The sequence below is a fragment of the Mesorhizobium sp. J428 genome (genome assembly GCF_024699925.1).
Lineage (GTDB): Bacteria > Pseudomonadota > Alphaproteobacteria > Rhizobiales > Rhizobiaceae > Mesorhizobium_A.
Map to the genome: position 1 here is coordinate 621915 of NZ_JAJOMX010000001.1, position 19495 is coordinate 641409.

17 protein-coding genes and 2 pseudogenes are annotated in these 19495 nt (G+C 67.2%); 17 read left to right on the forward strand and 2 right to left on the reverse strand.

The features are described from left to right. Positions 1-57 precede the first annotated feature (57 nt). The 3 genes from LRS09_RS03190 to LRS09_RS03200 all read left to right on the forward strand — a co-directional run bounded on the left by LRS09_RS03190 (position 58) and on the right by LRS09_RS03200 (position 1912). A complete protein-coding gene (locus LRS09_RS03190; protein WP_257804209.1) occupies positions 58-717 on the forward strand; it encodes a TetR/AcrR family transcriptional regulator in 660 nt (219 codons plus the stop codon). After that, positions 714-1217 (forward strand): VOC family protein, encoded by a 504-nt coding sequence (locus tag LRS09_RS03195; protein ID WP_257804210.1) that lies wholly within the window; start codon positions 714-716, stop codon positions 1215-1217. The genes LRS09_RS03190 and LRS09_RS03195 overlap by 4 nt, the downstream gene beginning before the upstream one ends. Before the next feature lie 263 nt (positions 1218-1480). After that, positions 1481-1912 (forward strand): endonuclease domain-containing protein, encoded by a 432-nt coding sequence (locus tag LRS09_RS03200; protein WP_257804211.1) that lies wholly within the window; start codon positions 1481-1483, stop codon positions 1910-1912. Between the two features lie 198 nt (positions 1913-2110). On the opposite strand, the gene LRS09_RS03205 is transcribed toward LRS09_RS03200, so the two are convergent. Both LRS09_RS03205 and LRS09_RS03210 read right to left on the reverse strand, forming a co-directional pair. Continuing rightward, positions 2111-2968 carry an SDR family oxidoreductase gene (locus LRS09_RS03205; protein ID WP_257804212.1) on the reverse strand — a complete coding sequence of 286 codons (858 nt, stop codon included), beginning with the start codon at positions 2966-2968 and terminating at the stop codon, positions 2111-2113. Then, entirely contained in the window at positions 2965-4173 is a 1209-nt protein-coding gene (locus LRS09_RS03210; protein ID WP_257804213.1) for an acyl-CoA dehydrogenase family protein, read from the reverse strand. The genes LRS09_RS03205 and LRS09_RS03210 overlap by 4 nt, the downstream gene beginning before the upstream one ends. A 229-nt stretch (positions 4174-4402) precedes the next feature. Between LRS09_RS03210 and LRS09_RS03215 the strand changes: the two genes are divergently transcribed. From LRS09_RS03215 to LRS09_RS03280, 14 genes and pseudogenes are all read left to right on the forward strand, one after another. Continuing rightward, positions 4403-5185, forward strand: a complete 783-nt coding sequence (locus LRS09_RS03215) for an enoyl-CoA hydratase-related protein (RefSeq protein ID WP_257804214.1) — start codon at positions 4403-4405, stop codon at positions 5183-5185. 5 nt (positions 5186-5190) lie between these two features. Then, entirely contained in the window at positions 5191-7011 is a 1821-nt protein-coding gene (locus tag LRS09_RS03220) for an acyclic terpene utilization AtuA family protein (protein WP_257804215.1), read from the forward strand. 59 nt (positions 7012-7070) lie between these two features. Then, positions 7071-7193, forward strand: a pseudogene (locus LRS09_RS03225) (biotin carboxylase N-terminal domain-containing protein); the annotation flags it as partial. 52 nt (positions 7194-7245) lie between these two features. Beyond that, the gene (locus tag LRS09_RS03230; protein WP_257804216.1) at positions 7246-8493 is read left to right on the forward strand and encodes a biotin carboxylase N-terminal domain-containing protein; all 1248 of its coding nucleotides are present in this window, start codon (positions 7246-7248) and stop codon (positions 8491-8493) included. A 2-nt stretch (positions 8494-8495) separates the two neighbouring features. After that, positions 8496-8999 (forward strand): biotin/lipoyl-containing protein, encoded by a 504-nt coding sequence (locus tag LRS09_RS03235; protein ID WP_257804217.1) that lies wholly within the window; start codon positions 8496-8498, stop codon positions 8997-8999. Between the two features lie 2 nt (positions 9000-9001). Then, positions 9002-10606: an acyl-CoA carboxylase subunit beta gene (locus LRS09_RS03240; protein WP_257804219.1), complete on the forward strand. Its 1605-nt coding sequence runs from the start codon at positions 9002-9004 to the stop codon at positions 10604-10606. A 4-nt stretch (positions 10607-10610) separates the two neighbouring features. Then, complete coding sequence (locus tag LRS09_RS03245) at positions 10611-11213, forward strand: 2-hydroxychromene-2-carboxylate isomerase (protein WP_257804220.1); 603 nt, start codon at positions 10611-10613, stop codon at positions 11211-11213. Then, the gene (locus tag LRS09_RS03250; RefSeq protein ID WP_257804224.1) at positions 11210-11989 is read left to right on the forward strand and encodes an enoyl-CoA hydratase-related protein; all 780 of its coding nucleotides are present in this window, start codon (positions 11210-11212) and stop codon (positions 11987-11989) included. Before LRS09_RS03245 ends, LRS09_RS03250 begins: the two co-directional genes overlap by 4 nt. Next, positions 11986-12429, forward strand: a complete 444-nt coding sequence (locus LRS09_RS03255; RefSeq protein WP_257804225.1) for a PaaI family thioesterase — start codon at positions 11986-11988, stop codon at positions 12427-12429. Before LRS09_RS03250 ends, LRS09_RS03255 begins: the two co-directional genes overlap by 4 nt. A gap of 2 nt (positions 12430-12431) precedes the next feature. After that, positions 12432-13073 carry a transglutaminase domain-containing protein gene (locus LRS09_RS03260; protein ID WP_257804226.1) on the forward strand — a complete coding sequence of 214 codons (642 nt, stop codon included), beginning with the start codon at positions 12432-12434 and terminating at the stop codon, positions 13071-13073. Positions 13074-13099: 26 nt separating this feature from the next. After that, positions 13100-14282: pseudogene (locus tag LRS09_RS03265) on the forward strand (acetyl-CoA C-acyltransferase family protein). A 281-nt stretch (positions 14283-14563) separates the two neighbouring features. Beyond that, positions 14564-16069 carry a malonyl-CoA synthase gene (locus LRS09_RS03270; protein ID WP_257804227.1) on the forward strand — a complete coding sequence of 502 codons (1506 nt, stop codon included), beginning with the start codon at positions 14564-14566 and terminating at the stop codon, positions 16067-16069. Positions 16070-16163: 94 nt separating this feature from the next. After that, positions 16164-17804 (forward strand): N,N-dimethylformamidase beta subunit family domain-containing protein, encoded by a 1641-nt coding sequence (locus LRS09_RS03275; RefSeq protein WP_257804228.1) that lies wholly within the window; start codon positions 16164-16166, stop codon positions 17802-17804. Positions 17805-18000: 196 nt separating this feature from the next. Continuing rightward, positions 18001-19353, forward strand: a complete 1353-nt coding sequence (locus tag LRS09_RS03280) for an aspartate aminotransferase family protein (protein WP_257804229.1) — start codon at positions 18001-18003, stop codon at positions 19351-19353. Positions 19354-19495 lie beyond the last annotated feature (142 nt).

Genomic DNA, 19495 nt, shown 5'->3' on the forward strand with positions numbered 1-19495 from the left:
GTCATAATTCATTTCGGTTTGACACATCCGCTTTGCGTCATTAGCGTCCGGTGAGCCATGGCTACCAATCCAACGACAGCAACAGCCGCATCCCGCCTGCCGCGCGAGGTCCGAAAACCCCGGCTTTCCCGCGCGGAAAAGGCAGAGGCAACGCGGGCACGCCTGTTCGAGGCGGCGATCGAGATCGTCGGCGAGCTGGGCTATGCGGGCGCGTCGGTGGCGCTGATCACGGCGCGGGCGAATGTGGCGCAGGGCACGTTCTACAACTACTTCGAGTCGCGGCAGGACCTGCTCGACCAGCTGCTGCCCTCGATCAGCGAGCGGCTGCACGAACTGATCCGCCAGAGGGTCATGGAAGCGCCGGACGACCCGATCGAGCGCGAGAAGGCCCGTCTCGCCGGCTTCTTCGAATTCCTCGAAAAGGAACCGCACCTCTTCAAGATCCTCAGCGAAGGCTCCGTCCAGGCCCCGCGCGGCTTCCGCGCCCATCTGGAAAAGCAGTCGGCGAGCTATCGCCGCGCGCTGGAATATGAGCGACGGCGCGGCAACCTGCTGATCGACGATCCGCTGGAGATCGACATCCTGATGCAGATGCTGATCTCGACCCGTGAATACCTGTCGGGCCGCTTCTGTTATGAGGACGGCGACTTCGTGAGGCCTGCACCGGGCGTCGTCGACACCTATGTGAAGCTTCTGCGCGGCAAGGTCTTCAAATGACGGCAGTCGAAACCGCCCGCGCCGAACGCGGCGACGTGCCGTCCTTCTTCCACATCAACGTCAACTGCTCCGACTTCGACCGGTCGATGGCCTTCTACCGGCTGATCGGCTTCGAGGTCGTCAACGCCTTTGCCGGCGACGCCTCCTTCGGCGAGGTGGGCCTCGGACCCGTGCTGCGGCTGCCCGACGACTGCAAGGGACGCGCCGCGCTGATGATGCTGAAGGGCGACGAGCGCGGCATGCGGCTCGACCTTCTGGAATGGACCTCGCCGCGACTGCCTGCCCCTCCCCCTCGCTCGATGGCCCAGCCGGGCGTCGGCCGCATCTGCCTGCGCACCTTCGACGCCGAAGCGGTCTACCGGCGCCTCTCGGCCGCCGGGCACCTTTGCTACACGGAGCCGACGCGGGTTGTCCTGGGCGGGTCGGTGATCAACGTGTTCTGCGCGGAAGATCCGGATGGGGTGGTGATCGAGTTCATGGAGTTTCTGGGGGCGGCGTAGGGCGTGCCTTTGACGCCCGAGGAAAAAGAGAGCCCCTCACCGTCTCGGGCTACGCCCGATCCACCTCTCCCCCATGCAATGGGGGAGAGGAGTGGCGCCAAGATTTCCGCTGCTACTCCTCTCCCCCACCTCGTGGGGGAGAGGTGGCACGCGAAGCGTGACGGTGAGGGGGAACTCGTAAAGAGCAACCTGACTAAAGCAGCATTGTCGGCATATCCGCGTAAGTCGATAGTTCTCAGCGCAACCGCCGTCGGGAGCCATTGATGGACGACGATGCGTCAAAGCCGTCACGCAGCCGGCGCCGGCCGGGCACGACCGAGCGCGCGCGGGAGCTTCGACACGGCGACAACCTGGCCGAGGGCAAACTCTGGAGCGAACTGAAGGATCGGCGACTGGGCGGCCACAAGTTTGTCCGGCAGTTTCCCATCGGGCCATACTTTGCCGATTTCGCCTGCCGGGAAAAGCGGCTGGTCGTGGAACTGGATGGCAGCCAGCACGCGGATTCACAGCGCGACCGACGACGCGATGCATTCATGCAGCAGGCGGGATGGTCGGTGATCCGATTCTGGAGCCACGAGGCACGGTCGCAGACGCAGTCGGTCTGCGAGACGATCCTGGCGGCACTTGCAGGGGAGATCGGCGAGGAGGTTGTCGCGCGGGATCTGCGGTTTGTGCCTGGTCGAAGGGACGGGTAGCACCGTGGGAGAGGTTTGCGCCAAGTCCCCCTCACCGTCTCGGGCTACGCCCGATCCACCTCTCCCCCACAAAGTGGGGGCGAGGAGTAGCAGCTCAAACCTTGGCGCCACTCCTCTCCCCCATGGCATGGGGAAGAGGTGGCACGCGAAGCGTGACGGTGAGGGGGAACTCGTAAAGAGCCAGCGAGGGCGGCGCACCTATTCTTTAAAATAATCCGGCTTACCCGTCGTCCAGGTCTCACCCCAGAGCTGGCCGCCGCCGTCGACGGTCAAGAGTTCGCCAGTGACGAACTTTCCGGTGGGGCCGCCGAGATAGACGCAGGCTTCGGCGATGTCCCAGGCGTCGCCGGCGCGCATCATGGGGTTGGAGCGCGGATAGGCGGCGCGGGCTTCGGGGGTGTAGACCTTCCAGCCGTCGGTCTCGATGGCGCCGGGCGCGACGCAGTTGACGCGGATGCCGAGCGGCGCCCATTCGACGGCGACGCTCTTCGACAGGCCGATGACGCCGGACCGCGCCGCGATGGTGTGCGCCACGCCGTAGAGGCCGTGCGTGGTGACGACCACGACATTGACGATGCTGCCCGGCTGGCCCGCGTCGCGCCACTTGCGCGCAGCGGCCTGCATCATGAACCAGGTGCCGTTGAGATTGGTGTTGATGACCGCGTTCCAGCCCTTCACGCTGAAATCGATCGCAGCCTGAGGGAACTGGCCGCCGGCGCTGTTGACGAGGATGTCGAGCCGGCCGTGTTCGGCCCAGACGGTGTCGAAGAAGGCGGCGACGCCTTCCGGCTCGCGGACGTCGACCGTGTGGCCGCTGCACTTGAGCCCGTTGGCGGTGATCGCCTTGACGACATCGGCGACCTTGCCCTCGCTGCGGCCGGAAATGACGACATGCGCGCCCATGCGCGCGAACAGCCACGCCGTCGCACGGCCGATGCCGCCCGCGCCGCCAGAGACCAGCACGACCTGGCCGGCGAGCGAACCCTCGGCGTAGACGGTGGGGTGGACCGCGAGGTCGGCGTCGGTGAAGCCGAATTGTTCGGGCGTCTCACTCACCGCTCCATCCCCTTCAGCAGTTCGCCGGCGATGATCATCTTGCGCACCTCGGTGGTGCCGGCGCCGATCTCCATCAGCTTGGTCGAGCGGAACAGGCGGTTGATCTCCGATTCCCAGATATAGCCCGTGCCGCCATGCACCTGCACGGCGAGGTCGAGAACCCTGTGGGTGGTCTCGGCGGCGTACATCACCGATGCGGCGGTGAGCTTGTGGATGTCGCCGCGCCCTCCCCCGCCGATCTCCAGCGGCGCGGCCGCGGCAAGCACGCGGTAGGTGAAGGCGCGGATGGTCTCGACCTGGACATACATATCGGCCAGCATCGACTGCACCATCTGGAACGAACCGATCGGCTTGGCGAACTGCTTGCGCGTCTTGGCGTATTCGACCGACAGTTCCAGCGCGCGCTCGGCGATGCCGAGGCAGAGCGGCGAGATCATCGCGCGCTCGAGGTCGAGCCCGCTCATGACGATGGCGACGCCGCGATTCTCGCCGCCCACGAGGTTCTCCGCAGGCACGCGGCAATCCTCGAACAGAAGCTCGCCGGTCTGGCTGCCGCGATAGCCCATCTTCTTCAGCTTCTGGGCGACCTTGAAGCCCTTCATGCCCTTCTCGACGATGAAGGCCGAGATGCCGTGCGCGCCCTTTTCCCTGTCGGTCTTGGCGTAGACCAGCAGCACGTCGGCCACCGGGCCGTTGGTGATGTAGATCTTCGAGCCGTTGAGCACGTAGTGGTCGCCGTCGCGGCGCGCCGTGGTGCGCATCGAGCCGAGCGCATCGGAGCCGGCGCCGGGCTCGGTCAGGCCGAGCGCGCCGATCTTGCGGCCGGAGCAGAGGTCGGGGAGGTATTTCCTGCGCTGCGCGTCATTGCCGTTGCGATAGATGTTGTTGGCGCAGAGATTGTCGTGCGCGACCCAGGCGAGCGCCATGGCGTGGTTCCAGCGCGCCATGCCCTGCAGGACGAGGCCCGCGGCGACGAGATCGAGCCCGGCCCCGCCAAACTCTTCGGGGATGGTGATGCCGAACAGGCCGTTGTCGCCGATCTTCGGGAAGGCGTCCTCGGGCCACCATTCCTCATTGTCCATCCGTTCGGACAGCGCATAGAGCTCGTTGCGGGCGAAGCGGTCCGCATTGTCGAGGATCATCTGCTGATCGGCGTCGAGGTCGAACAGGTTCGGCTTCTCGTTGAGCCCGGTGAAGTCCTGCATTTTCCTCAATCCTCCCGTTTCAGCCGCGCCCGGCAGCCCTTTCTCCGTCGTTAATGAGATCATTTCATCATTTACGCAAGAGGCCAATGCGCAGTTTTGCCACGGAAACGGCAGGAACCCCTGCCTGACAATGACTTGGCTGCGGAAAAGCACTGCATTGCGGTTGACAACGTTGATGAACTGAAATCATTTAGATGGAGACAAAGCAGGAAAAGCAGCGGGGGAGACCGTGACAGAGCCAGTCCTGATCGAGCGCCGCGGCGCGGTTCAATGGATCACGATCAATCGCGAGGAGCGCCGCAACGCGCTGAACGAGAAGGTCGCGCTCGGCATCCAGGCGGGGCTCGACTCGGCCGAGGCGGACAGGAGCGTGCGCGCCGTGGTGCTGACGGGCGCCGGCGACAAGGCCTTCTGCGCCGGCGGCGACCTGCAGCTCCAGGCGGACGGAACCCCGTTCACCATCGACGCCGCCGACCCGCGCCACTACGTCGCCCGGCTGTTGCGGCGCATGGACGCCTGCCGGCTGCCGATCATCGCCCGCGTTAACGGGCCGGCGCTCGCCGGCGGCTTCGGCATCTTGTGCGCCTGCGACCTCGCGGTGGCCCGTGAAGATGCGAAACTGGGCGTCACCGAGGTCAAGGTCGGCATCTTCCCGATGATGATCCTGCCTTATCTGCTGCGGATCGTTTCCTACCGGCGCATGATGGAACTGTGCCTTACCGGTGAACTGATCACCGGGGCGCAGGCAGTCGCAGACGACATCGTGAACTATGCCGTGCCGGCCGCCGAGCTGGATACGAAACTCGACTGGCTGCTTGCCCGCGTCACCGACAAGTCGCCAACCGGGATCAGGCTTGGCAAGCAGGCGCTGGCGAAGATCCGCGAGATGTCGACAGACGCCGCACTCGAATATGCGCAGTTCATGCTCGCCAACATGACCCGCACCAAGGACGCCCGCGAAGGCATGCTCGCCTTCAACGAGAAGCGCGCCCCCAACTGGACGGCGGAATGAGCCCGATGAGCAAGATCGTTCGCATCGGCTGCGGCGCGGGCTTCTGGGGCGACAGCCCGGAAGGTCCGGCCCAGCTCGTCCGCAAGGGCGACATCCACTACCTCGTGATGGACTACCTGGCCGAGATCACCATGTCGATCCTGGCCCGGATGAAGGCCAAGAAGCCGGAACTCGGCTACGCCACCGACTTCGTGACCATGGTGATGAAGCCGCTGGCGAAGGAGATTGCGGCCAAGAAGATCCGTGTCGTCACCAATGCCGGCGGCGTCAATCCCGACGCCTGCCGCGATGCGCTGCTGGCTGTCTTCAGGGAAGCCGGTGTCGACCTGAAGGTCGCAGTGGTGCGCGGCGACGACCTTTCCGCCCGCGTCGATGCCTATCGCGCGGCGGGCACGACGGAAATGTTCTCCGGCGCCGCAATGCCGGAGAAGCTCGCAAGTGTGAACGCCTATCTGGGAGCCTTCCCGATCGCGGCGGCACTGGACGACGGCGCCGACGTGGTCATCACCGGGCGCGTGGTGGATTCGGCCGTGGTGCTCGGGCCGCTGATCCACGAATTCGGCTGGAAGCCGGGCGACTACGATCTGCTTTCGGCGGGCAGCCTCGCCGGCCATGTCGTCGAATGCGGCACGCAGGCGACCGGCGGCATCTTCACCGACTGGCGCGCGGTGGCGGACGACTGGGCCGACATGGGCTTCCCGATCGCCGAATGCGCCGCCGACGGTTCGTTCGTGGTTTCCAAGCCCGAGGGCACCGGCGGCCTGGTCTCGACCGCCACCATTGCCGAACAGGTCGTCTACGAAGTCGGCGATCCCCGGCGCTACATCCTCCCCGACGTGACCGCTGACTGGAGCGCGGTCCGGCTCGAACAGGTCGGGCCGGACCGCGTGAAGGTCAGCGGCGCGAAGGGGGCGGCGCCCACGGCCAGCTACAAGGTCAGCGCCACCTATGCCGACGGCTACCGTGCGCAGGTGACGATGATGATCGCCGGCCGCGAGGCGAAGGAACGCGCCGAGGCGACCGCGAAGGCGATCCTTGCCCGCTCCGAACGGCTGATGCGCGCCGCCGGCTTCGACGGCTTCGCCGACAGCTCGGTCGAAATCCTCGGCAGCGAAGCGAATTTCGGCGCGCAGGCGCGGGCGGGGGCGACGCGCGAGGTCGTGCTCAAGATTGCCGTGCGCCACGCCAGCAAGGATGCGCTTGGCATCTTCGCCAAGGAGATCTTCCCGGCTGCTACGGCCATGGCGCAGTCGATCACCGGGTTCGCCGGCGGGCGGCCCGAGCCGCAGCCGATCGTGCGGCTGTTCTCCTTCCTGGCGCCCAAGGCCGATATCCGCGTGGCCTACGAGTTCGACGGAAAGACCCGCGAGATCGCGCCGCACCTGCCGAACGATATGCAGGACGATCTGCCTCCGGAAGCGTCGGGCGAGATCCCGGCTGCCACCGGCAAACTCGTGACCGTGCCTCTGATCGCGCTGGCGCATGGGCGCAGCGGCGACAAGGGCGACATCGGCAATATCGGCGTGCTGGCGCGGAAAGCGGACTACCTGCCATGGATACGCCGCAGCGCCACGCCCGAGGCGGTCGGCCGCTACTTCGCGCATTTCGTCAAGGGCAAGGTCGAACGCTTTGAATGGCCGGGGCTGAACGGGCTGAACTTCATGCTGCATGAAGGCCTGGCCGGCGGCGGCATCGCCTCGCTGCGCCACGACCCGCAGGGCAAGGCGCTGGCGCAGATCTTCATGGACTTCCCGGTCGAGGTGCCGGCCGACTGGCTCGCCGAGGGTGGCGCGCTCGACGGATGGGACAAGGACGCCGCAGCATGAGCACGCCGCTGTTCAACAAGGTTCTCGTCGCCAACCGCGGCGAGATCGCCTGCCGGGTGATGCGCACGCTGAAGGAGATGGGCATCGGCTCGGTCGCGATCCATCACCGCGTCGAGGCCCGCGCCAAGCATGTGCGCATGGCGGATGAAGCGGTCGAGATCGCGGGCGACACCCCCGTCGCGGCCCATCTCGACATCGCCCAGATCATCGCGGCGGCGAAGAAGACCGGCGCGGATGCGATCCATCCCGGGGTACGGCTTCCTGTCGGAGAATGCGCGTTTCGCAGCCGCCGTGGCCGAGGCCGGCATCACCTTCATCGGCCCGGATGCCGAAACGATCTCGCTGATGGGCGACAAGATCTCGGCGCGCAACTTTGCCGAAAGCCACGGCGTGCCGGTGGCACCCTCGGTGATGCCGACCGGCGACCTGGACGCCTTCATCAGCCAGGCCGAGGCGATCGGCTTTCCGCTGCTGATCAAGGCCGCGGCCGGCGGCGGCGGCAAGGGCATGAACATCGTGCGCAGCGCCGCCGACCTGCGCGAGGCCGCCCGCCTCGCCTCCAGCGAGGCGCAGCGCTATTTCGGCGACGGGCGCGTCTATGCCGAGACCTATGTCGAGCGGCCGCGCCATATCGAGGTGCAGGTGCTGGGTGACGGCAAGGGCGGCGCGATCCACCTGTTCGAGCGCGAATGTTCGGTGCAGCGCCGCTTCCAGAAGATCATCGAGGAGGCCCCGTCGGCGAACCTGCCGGCGAAGCTGGCAGCCGACATCTGTGCGTCCGCCGTGCGGCTCGCAGCGGCCGCGAACTACAAGAACGCCGGCACGGTGGAATACATCCTCGGCGCCGACGGCCGCTTCTTCTTCCTCGAGATGAACACCCGCCTGCAGGTGGAACATCCGGTGACGGAGATGATCACCGGGCTGGACCTCGTGCGCTGCCAGATCGAGATCGCGGCCGGCAAGGGACTGCCGCTCGCGCAGAGCGACGTGAAGGCCAACGGCCACGCCATCGAATGCCGTATCTGCGCGGAGGATCCGGACCACGACTTCATGCCGGAGACGGGCGTCATCCAGTATCTCGGCGTGCCCGAGGAGGAGTGGCTGCGCTTCGAGAACGCGGTCGACCAGGGGCAGAAGGTGACGGCCGACTTCGACCCGATGCTGGCGAAGCTGGTGGTGCATGGGGCGGATCGCGCCGAGGCCGTGGATCGCTCGATCGCCGCGCTGGATGGGCTGGCTCTCCTCGGCGTCAAGACGAACATCGACTACCTGGCCCGCGTGCTCGACCACCGGGCGTTCCGCGCCGGCGACCTGCACACCGGCTTCGTCGCCGAGCACAAGGCCGATCTGGCGCCGGTGCCGCTGGACGAGACGCACCGCGTGCAGCTGCTCGCGGCGGCCGCGCTCGGCTTCCGCGACTTCCAGGACCTGGCCCTCGGAACGCCGGAGCCCTACGCCGCCATTGGCGGCTGGAGGAACTGACCATGGCCATCAAGCTGACACTGGACGGCAAGGTCCATGACGTCACCATTGCCCGCCGCCGCCCGCATCTGGTGCTTGTCATCGACGGGGTGGAGCACGAGGTCACGAGCCTGCCCGGCCTCGGCGACGGCCGCAAATCCATCTCGGTCGGCGGACACGATGTCGAGTTCGCCCGCGCGCTGCTGCGCGACCGCCAGATCGTCCGCATGGGCGGACGCACCTTCGACGTCGGCGTGGTCGATCCGTTCTCGCAAGGCGGTGCCGGCGGCGGCGGACAGGACGCGCTGAAGGCGCCGATGCCCGGCGCCGTGGTCTCGGTGCAGAAGCAGGCCGGTGACAAGGTGGCGCGCGGCGAGGCGGTCGTCACCATCGAAAGCATGAAGCTGCAAACCGCCTTGCCCGCCCCGCGCGACGGCGTGATTGCGAAGATCCTCAAGGGCGAAGGCGAGACGTTCGAGAAGGACGAGGTGATCGTCACGCTCGAGCCGGAAGGTGAGAAGGCCTGACGATGCGCAAGATCCAGTCCATGATCTCGACGTCGTCGGCGGATTTCCGCCGCTTCGACGCGCACAACCGCAAGGTTCTGGCCGAATTCCGGGAGAAGCAGGAGGCGGCGCGCCATCAGCGGCCGCAGCGCGACCTCGACCGGCTCGCCAAGCAGGGCAAGATGCGCCCGCGCGAGCGGATCGAGAAGCTGCTCGACCCCGGCACGCCCTTCCTCGAACTGTCCTCGCTCGCAGCCAACATGGCCTATGACGGCGACTCGCCGTCGGCAAGCTCGATCGTCGGCATCGGCGTCGTATCGGGCCGCGAGGTTGTCATCCGCGCGGACGACCCGACGGTGAAGGGCGGCGCCTGGTATCCGCTGACCGCGAAGAAAATCGTCCGCGCGCTCGACATCGCGATGGAGAACCGGCTGCCGGTGATTCACCTGTGCGATTCCGCCGGCGGCTTCCTCCAGCTCCAGTCGGAGGTGTTCCCGGACAAATACATGGCCGGGCGCATCTTCCGGAACCAGTCGATCCTGTCGAAGATGGGCGTCAAGCAGCTGTCGCTGGTATTTGGCCACTGCACGGCCGGCGGCGCCTACATCCCCGGCCTGTCCGACTACAGCGTCATCGTGCGCGGCACGGGCGCGGTGTTCCTTGGCGGACCGCCGCTGGTGAAGGCCGCCACCGGCGAGGAAGTGAGCGTAGAAGAGCTCGGCGGCGCCGATATGCACACCTCCGTGTCCGGCACCGCCGACTATCCGGCCGCGACCGAGGACGAGGCGATCCACATCGGCCGCGAGATCGTCGCCCAGTGGGACCGGCCGAAGAAGTGGGACTGCCAGCAGGAGACGCCGGAGGACCCCGCCTACGACCCCGAGGAGATCTACGGAATCATTCCGGACGACATCAAGAAGAGCTTCGACATGCGCGAGATCATCGCCCGCATGGTCGACGGCAGCCGCTTCCACGAATACCAGCCGAACTACGGCACGACGCTGATCTGCGGCTATGCCAACATCTGGGGCTACAAGGTCGGCATCCTTGCCAACAACGGCGTTCTGTTCAACGACTCCTCGCTGAAGGGCGGCCACTTCATCGAGCTGTGCAACCAGAACAACACGCCGCTGGTGTTCCTGCAGAACATCACCGGCTACATGATCGGCCGCGAATACGAACGGCGCGGCATCACCAAGGACGGCGCCAAGATGATCATGGCGCAATCGTGCTCGGCGGTGCCGAAGTTCACCGTGATGTGCAACGGTTCGTTCGGCGCCGGCAATTACGGCATGTGCGGCCGCGCCTTCGACGGCCGCTTCCTGTTCACCTGGCCGAACCACCAGATCGGCGTGATGGGCGGCGACCAGGCGGCGAACACGCTGGCCGAGGTGAAGCTCAACCAGATGAAGCGCGCCGGTCAGGTCGACCAGTCGGAGGTCGACCGGGTGTGGGAGGAGACGCGCAAAGCCTACCAGGAGCAGCTGTCGGCCTACTACTCGACCTCGCAGCTCTGGGACGACGGCATCATCGACCCGGTCGATACCCGCAACGCGCTCGGCATGGCGATCTCCGCCTCACTCAACGCGCCGCTCGCCGACGTCGGATATGGCGTGTTCAGGTTCTGAGACGATGGCCGACCCGATCCGCTTCTACCTCGATTTCGCCTCGCCCTACGCCTACTTCGCGGCGCAGCAGATCGACGGGATCGGGCAGGAGTTCGGGCGCGAAGTCGAGTGGCGGCCGATCCTGATGTGGGCGGTGCTCAAGGCGCACGGCATCGCAGCCCCGATGGATGCGCCGGTGAAGCGCGCCTACATGCTGAACGACATGGAGCGCTCGGCGGCGTTCTTCGGCATGCCCTATCGCAAGCCGGTGAAGCTGCCGCTTTCCTCGCACCTGGCCGGCCGCCTGTTCTATGCGGTGCGCGAGCAGGACTCGGACAAGGCTATGGCGCTCGCCCGCCGCCTCCTGCCCGCCTTCTTCGCCGAGCAGCGGGACATCTCGGACACGACGACCCTGTCCGAACTAGCGGCGGAGGTCGGGATCTCGCCTGAGACGGTGGCCGAGGCGATGCAGGGCACCGTCGGCCGCGCCGGCCTGGAGGCGGCGGTGGCGGAAGCGGTCACAGCGGGTGTGGTCGGTTCGCCACACTTCCTGGTCGACGGCGAGGGCTTTTTCGGTGCAGACAGGCTGCCGCAGCTGCGCTGGTTCCTTGGAGGAGGATGGACGTGACCGCGTATGACGACATCAGCTATTCGGTCGAGAACGGCCGCGCACGCATCGCGGTCAATCGGCCCGACAAGCTCAACGCCTATCGCAACGAAACGGCCGATCAGCTGCGCGACGCGATCCAGACGGCCGGAAAGGATGCTTCCGTCCGCGCCATCCTGCTGACGGGCGAAGGCCGCGCCTTCGGCGCCGGCTACGACCTTGCCACCGTCGACCCGAACGAAACGCCGGCGCTGGACGACGTGCTGCAGCGCCATTTCAACCCGCTGGTCATCGCCATGCGCCAGTCGCGCCTGCCGATCGTGGCCGCGGTCAACGGCCCCTGTGCCGGCGCCGCCGTCGGCATTGCACTCGCGGCCGACATCGTGATCGCCGCGCGCTCGGCGTATTTCTACGAACCCTTCGTCGGCATCGCGCTGGTGCCGGATGCCGGCAACACACTGTTCCTGTCGCGCATGCTGGGCCATGTGCGGGCGTCCGGCATGATGCTGCTCGGCAACCGCATCCCGGCCGAGAAGGCGCTGGCCTGGGGCCTGCTGTGGGATGTGGTGGACGATGCCGACCTCGTGCCCAACCGCCGAGGCAATCTGCGCCCGGCTTGCAAAGCTCGACCCGGCCGCCCTTGCAGGCACAAAGCGCCTGATCGATCGCGCTTCCGAGTTCGGCATCGACGAGCAGCTGGCGCTCGAACGCGACCTGCAGGGCGAGGCCGGACGCACCCCGGCAATGAAGGCACAGATCGCCGCCTTCTTCGCAAAGCGGAAGGGTTGAGCGGTTGACGACGAACGCCGAACTGGAACCCGGGCTGCTCGCGGACGGCTGGGAGCCCATCCGGCCCGGCGCCTTCATCACCCTGATCGGGCCGTTCTATACGCGTATCGTCGCAGGCCGACCCCAGTATTGCTTTCGCGTCGCGACCAAGCATGACAACACGCAAGGCCGCCCGCACGGCGGCATGATCATGACCTTCCTGGACGAAGCCCTGGGCTGGTCGGCGCACATCGCCCGCCCGAACGACCGTTTCTTCACCGTCGGCTTCGACTGCCAGTTCGTCGGCGGCAGCGTCGACGGCGATCTCGTCGTTGCCGAGACGGAGGTGGTGAGCGCGACCAGTTCGCTGATGTTCATGCGCGGCGACTGCAAGGTCGGCGACCGGGTGATCGCCACGGCCAGCGGCATCTGGAAGAGGGTCGGGGGCAAGAGCTCCCCGGGAGGGTGAGGATGGACCAGACGCTCAGGTCAACACGCTTCGTCGACGCCGACAGCCAGGTCGTCCGCGACTTCGCGGCAGAGCATGCGGGGACGGGCGACGACGTTTCGAAGGCGGTGAACCTCTACTATGCGCTGCGCGACGCGGTGTCCTACGACATGCGCACCTTCGGGCTGGACGAGGACCAGTTCGTCGCGTCCACCGTGCTGCAGTCGACGGCCGCGTTCTGCGTGCCGAAGGCGGTGGCTCTGGCCGCACTCGCCCGCGCGGTCGGCATTCCCTCGCGCATCGGCTTCGCCAATGTCCGCAACCACCTCGCCTCGCCGAAGCTGATGGCGCTGATGGACGACGACGTCTTCTACTGGCACGCCTACACCTCGCTCTTCCTCGACGGGAAATGGGTGAAGGCGACGCCCGCCTTCGACATCCGGCTGTGCGAGAGGCACGGCGTGACGCCGCTCGATTTCGACGGGCGCGAGGACTCGATCTTCCAGCCCTACGACCGGGCGGGCCGCCCCCACATGGAGTATGTGGATTTCATCGGCGAATTCGACGACATGCCCTATGACGGCTTTGCCGGCGCGATGCGCACCCATCACGCCCGCATGCTCAAGCACCTGGACGACGAACGGGCCGGCCGCCCGACCACCTGATTCTTTACAACACGATTGGCTGACAGATGACTGAAACCACCTACATTCTTTCCGGTGCGCGCACCGCGATCGGCACCTTCGGCGGCACCCTGTCCGGCGAGGAGCCGGCCTCCCTCGGCGCGGCGGTCGCGGTCGAGGCGATGAAGCGTGCGGGGGTCGAGCCGTCCGTGATCGGCCATGTCGTCTACGGCAACGTGATCCCGACCGGGCCGAAGGACGCCTATCTGGCGCGCGTCGCGGCGATCAATGCGGGCATCCCCAAGGAGACGCCGGCGATGACGCTGAACCGGCTGTGCGGCTCCGGCACGCAGGCGATCATCTCGGCGGCGCAGAACGTCATGCTGGGCGACGCGGAGGTGGCGCTGGCCGGCGGCGCGGAGGTGATGAGCCGCGCGCCGCACTACGTGCAGTCCGCCCGCTTCGGCCAGAAGATGGGCGACGTGAAGATGGTCGACGGGCTGACCGGCGTGCTGACCGACCCGTTCGGCAACGGCATCATGGGCGTGACCGCCGAGAACGTCGCCGAGAAATACCAGATCACCCGCGGCGAGCAGGACGCCTTCGCCGTCGAGAGCCAGAAGCGCGCCGCAGCCGCCATCTCGGCCGGCCACTTCACGTCGCAGATCCTGCCGCTGGAGATCCAGGCGGGCCGCAAGACGGTGGTGTTCGACACCGACGAGCATCCGAAGCCCGACACGACGCTGGAGACGCTGGCGACCCTGAAGCCGGCCTTCAAGAAGGACGGCGTGGTGACGCCCGGCAACGCGTCCGGCATCAATGACGGCGCGGCCGCGGTGGTGCTGGCCTCCGAGACCTACGTCAAGCGCACCGGCGCCAGGCCGATCGGCCGCATCGTCGCCTATGCCCATTCGGGCGTGGAGCCGGGCATCATGGGCGTCGGGCCGATCCCGGCCGTGCGGGCGCTGATTAGCCGTGCCGGCATGAAGCTGACGGATTTCGACGTGATCGAGATCCAACGAGGCCTTCGCCTCGCAGGCGCTGGCCGTCAACCGCGAGCTCGGGCTCGACCCGGCGAAAGTCAACCCCGACGGCGGCGCGATCGCGCTCGGCCATCCGGTCGGCGCCACCGGCGCGATCCTGACCGTCAAGGCGCTCTACTACCTGCAGCGCACCGGCGGCCGCTACGGCCTGATCACCATGTGCATCGGCGGCGGCCAAGGCATCGCGCTGGCTGTGGAGAGGGTGTGAGGGAAAGTTCTCGACGCAAGTCGCGCCGAAGCCCCCTCACCGTCTGCCTTCGGCAGCCACCTTGCCGGGCCGAGCCAACGGTCTCGCCCGTCCTTCGGACCCCCCACTGCGTGGGGGCGAGGAGACGCCAATCGCCGACGCTGCTACTCCTCACCCCCTGCAAGGGGGAGAGGTGGCACGCGAAGCGTGACGGTGAGGGGGTGATTTTGCGTGCCCGGCATCACGCGTGACCTCTTCCTCGTCCCCCTCGTTTCGTGCCAAAAGCCGGCGAGGAGGACATCATGACCAATCCGCTCTATGACGCCCTGGTCCTGCCGCATCGCGGCGGGGAAAAGACGTTTCTCGATCTCGACGGCAAGGGGCGGATCAGTTTCGGCGAGTTCGCCGACCTCGTCGCGCGGATCGCAACGGTGCTGGTCGAGAACGGTGTGAAGCCGGGCGACCGGGTGGCGGTGCAGGCGCCGAAGACGCCGGAGACGCTGGCCGTCTATCTCGCCTGCCAGCAGGCGGGCGCGGTGTTCCTGCCGCTCAACACGGCCTATACCCCCTCCGAGGTCGAGTTCTTCCTGACCGACGCGGCCCCTCGCCTCTTCGTCTGCGACGACGCGTCGAAGGCGGGCTACGCGGCACTGGCGCAGAAGCTCGGCGTCGGGCTGCTGACCATCGCGGCCGACCGGGGCGGCAGCCTGCCGGACGCGGCGGCGAAGGCGCAGCCGATGGCCGACGTGGTCGAGCGCGGGCCGGACGACCTCGCGGCGATCCTCTACACCTCGGGCACCACCGGCCGCTCCAAGGGCGCGATGCTGTCGCACGACAACCTGCTGTCGAACACGCTGGCGCTCACCGACATCTGGCGCTTCACCGGCGACGACGTGCTGGTCCATGCGCTGCCGATCTACCACACGCACGGCCTGTTCGTGGCCTGCAACATCATGCTGAAGGTCGGCGGCACGATGATCTTCCATGCCGCCTTCAACCCGGACGCGGTGCTCGACGCGATCCCGCGCGCGACCACGCTGATGGGTGTGCCGACCTTCTACACGCGGCTTCTCGGCTCGCCGCGGCTGACGAAGGACCATGTCGCGAACATGCGGCTGTTCATCTCCGGCAGCGCGCCACTGCTGGCCGAGACGCATGTCGAGTTCGAGGAACGCACCGGCCACCGTATCCTCGAGCGCTACGGCATGACCGAGACCTCGATGACGGCGTCGAACCCCTATGACGGCGAGCGCCGGCCCGGCGCTGTCGGCTTCCCGCTGCCGGGCGTCAGCGTCCGCGTTGCCAGCACCGAGGGCAAGGTGCTGCCGCAGGGCGAGATCGGCATCCTGGAGGTGAAGGGCCCGAACGTCTTCAAGGGCTACTGGAACCTGCCCGAGAAGACGGCGGCCGAGTTCCGCCCCGGCGGCTGGTTCATCACCGGCGACATGTCGATGATCGACGCCAATGGCTATGTCCACATCGTCGGCCGGCAGAAGGACCTGATCATCGCCGGCGGGCTGAACATCTACCCGAAGGAGATCGAGGAAGTCATTGATGCGATTCAGGGTGTGGTCGAGACGGCCGTCGTCGGCGTGCCGCATCCCGACATGGGCGAGGCGGCGGTGGCGGTGATCGTGGCGAAGCCCGGCCTCGACCTGGAGGCGGTGAAGGCCACTGTCGGCGAGAAGCTCGCCCGCTTCAAGCATCCGCGCCGCTACGAGATCGTCGCAGAGCTTCCGCGCAACACGATGGGAAAAGTACAGAAATCGCAGTTGCGCGAGAGCTACAAGGACAGCTTCACGGGGTGATCAGGTCGCGATGGACCAACGGAAATCGCGACTGTCCGGCCTTGCGGTCGGCCCTGTCGGCGTGGTCACCTGACCGGCGAGGAGCACATCAGCCATGCGCGCGGCGAGCGGCGATTTTCCCGATTTCGGCCTGACCGAGGATGAGCGGCGCGAGGCGGTGCTTGGCCACTATTATGAGTGGCCGGGCATGGACGGCGAGCGCGGCGAGATCTGGGGCTACACCGGCCACTACGCCTACTTCCCCGGCGACGTAGTCGACCTGCATGTCAGCTCGACGGCGAAGAGCTTCCGGCTGGAGATCCTGCGCGACGGCGGTGTCGAGACGCCGGTATTTTCGCGGGACGGCATCGCCGCGCGCTGGGAGGACACGCCAGACCAGTGCTCGGTCGACGGCTGCGGCTGGGAGACGAGCTTCACGTTCCGGGTCGGCGAGGACTGGCCGTCGGGCGCCTATCGCGCGACGCTGACAGCGGAGGGCCGCGACGGCAGGCCGATCGCCTCGCACCATCTGTTCATCGTCAAGCCGAGGCCTGGCAGACGGCCGGGACGTGTGCTGCAGGTCGCGGCCACCGGCACCTGGCACGCCTACAACAGCTGGGGCGGCTCGAACCACTATCAGGGCATCACCGGGCCGAACCGGGACCAGTTCGCCACGACTGTCTCCAACCAGCGGCCGTGGTGCCGCGGCTTCGTCGTGCTGCCGAAGGAGGCGCCGCGCGTGCCGCTCGACTTCGCCACGCCGATGGCCACCGTGCCGCGCTATCCGCACATGGAATGGGCCTTCGCCACCGGCCATTCCAAGAAATACGCCTCGGCCGGGTGGGCGAGCTATGACGGCCATTTCTTCCGCTGGGCCGAGCGGGCCGGTTATCAGGTCGACCTGATCGGCCAGCACGAGCTGCATTACCAGCCCGACATCCTCGACGGCTACGACTGCGCGGTCTTCGTCGGCCATGACGAATACTGGACGTGGGACATGCGCGACACGGTAGACGCCTGGGTGGCGCGCGGCGGCGGCGCGGCCCGCTTCGCCGGCAACTTCATGTGGCAGACGCGCCTCGAGGACGAGGGTCGGAAGCAGGTCTGCTACAAATACAAGGCGCGCGCCGAAGACCAAGCCTATCTGCCCGGAGGCGACGTGACGCGCGCGACGAATTCCTGGGAGGCGCCGGAGATCGGCCGGCCCGGGGCTTCCACCTTCGGTCTTAACGCCGCCAAGGGCGTGTATGCCGGCTGGGGCGGCTGCGCGCCGCGCGGCGTGCGCGGCTTTCCGGTCTACCGGCCGGAGCACTGGGCGTTCAAGGGCACCGGCATCTACTATGGCGACCTGCTGGGCGCCGAGGGCGGCGTCTACGGCTACGAGGTCGATGGGCTAGACCACGAGATCCGCGGCGGCCTGCCATGGCCGACGGCCGGCAGCGGCGCGCCGGAAGGGCTGTCCATCCTTGCCGTCGGCATGGCGAGCCAGGTCGAGGAGAGCGCCGACCTGCCCGCCAGCGCCCGCTTCCTCGCCGACGAGGACGGCCGCTTCATCGCCGAGACGCTCTACGGACGGCCAAGCGACGAGAACCTCGACAAGGTGAAGCGCTCCAACGGCATGATCGTCAACTTCCCCAAGGGCGACGGCGAGGTCTTCCATGCCGGCTCCTGCGAATGGGTGGCAGGGCTGTTGCGCAAGGACGCGATGGTGGAGAAGGTGACGGCGAATGTGCTGGACCGGTATTTGAAGAGATGAACCGCTCCGCCCCTCAGACCCCCCTCTGGCCTGCCGGCCATCTCCCCCTCAAGCGGGGAGATTGTCGGTTCGAGCGTCTCCGCGAATTCTCGAATGTTGACGATTGGCGAAAGCTCCCATGCCATTCGATCTCCCCCCTTGAGGGGGAGATGGCCGGCAGGCCAGAGGGGGGGTCTCGTTTCGCAAGGTGCTGCCATTGTCCACTGATCCCCGTCCCTCCCACCTCTTCTACGTCACTCGCCTGCGCCGGCCGCTGGTCGACCGCGCGGAGGGAATCTACCTGTGGACGCAGGACGGACGCCGTTTCATCGACGGCTCGTCGGGTCCGGTGGCCGTCAATCTCGGCTATTCCAACCGGCATGTGCTGGACGCCATGAAGGCGCAGATGGAGAAGACGACCTTCGCCTACCGGCTGCATTTCGAGAACGACGCCGCGGAAGATCTCGCCCGCGACATCGCCGGCCGGATGCCGAACGGGCTCGACCGCATCTTCTTCGTCTCGGGCGGCTCGGAGGCGGTGGAATCCTGCGTCAAGCTTGCGCGGCAATGGGCCGTCGCGACCGGCCAGCCAAGCCGCTGGAAGGTGATCGGCCGCATGCCTTCCTACCACGGCGGGACGCTGGGCGCGCTGACCGTTACGCATGACGGCCAGCTCACCGGGCCGTTCGAGGCGCAGATGAGGCCGATGCCGTCGATCCCGGCGCCGACGGCCTATCGCGACCGCGACAACCTCACCATGGAACAGCGCGGGCTGAAATATGCCGACATGCTGGAGGAGAAGATCCTGGCCGAGGGGCCGGAGAGCGTCGTCGCCTTCATCATGGAGCCGATCGGCGGCGCCGCGACCAACGCGCTAGTGGCGCCCGACAGCTACTATCCGCGCGTCCGGGAGATCTGCGACCGCTACGGCATCCTGCTGATCCACGACGAGGTGATGAGCGGCGTGGCGCGCACCGGAAAATTCCTCGGCGGCGACCACTGGGACGGCAAGCCGGATATCGTCTCTTTGTCTAAGGGGATCGGCTCCGGCTACATGCCGCTCGGCGCCATGTGCGCGCCGATGCGCATCGTCAAGCCGGTGCTCGACATGGGCGGCTTCGCGCACGGCCACACCTATGCCGGCAACCCGCTCGCCTGCGCGGCGGGGCTGGCGGTGCTGCAGGAGGTCGACCGGCTGAACCTCGTCGACAATGCGGCGGCGCGTGGGAACGACCTGATCGCGGGGCTGCAGTCCCTGGCCGACCGCTTCCCCTTCATCGGCGACGTGCGCGGCAAAGGGCTGATGACGGCGATCGAATTCGTCGCCGACAAGGAGACGATGCGGAACCTGCCGCTGGAGGTGAACATCGGCCAGCGGGTGCTGGACCTCTGCTACGAGCGCGGGCTGATCGTCTATTTCCGCCGCGTGAAGGGCGGCGTGCAGGGCGACTGCGTGATGGTCGCGCCGCCGCTGATCGTGACGCGGGAGCAGATCGGGGAGATCGTGTCGATCCTGGGGGATGCGATTGCCGTGGCGGCGCGGGAGTTCGGGCTGCCGGTGAACGGGTAGTTGGCAATCGTGAGCGAAACTGCCCCCTCATCCGGCCGCTTCGCGGTCACCTTCTCCCCGCTGGGGAGAAGAGGTCCTGCGCGACCGTCTGCGACCTCCTCTGCCCTCGGGGAGAGGTCCGCCGAGCGAAGCGGAGGCGGGG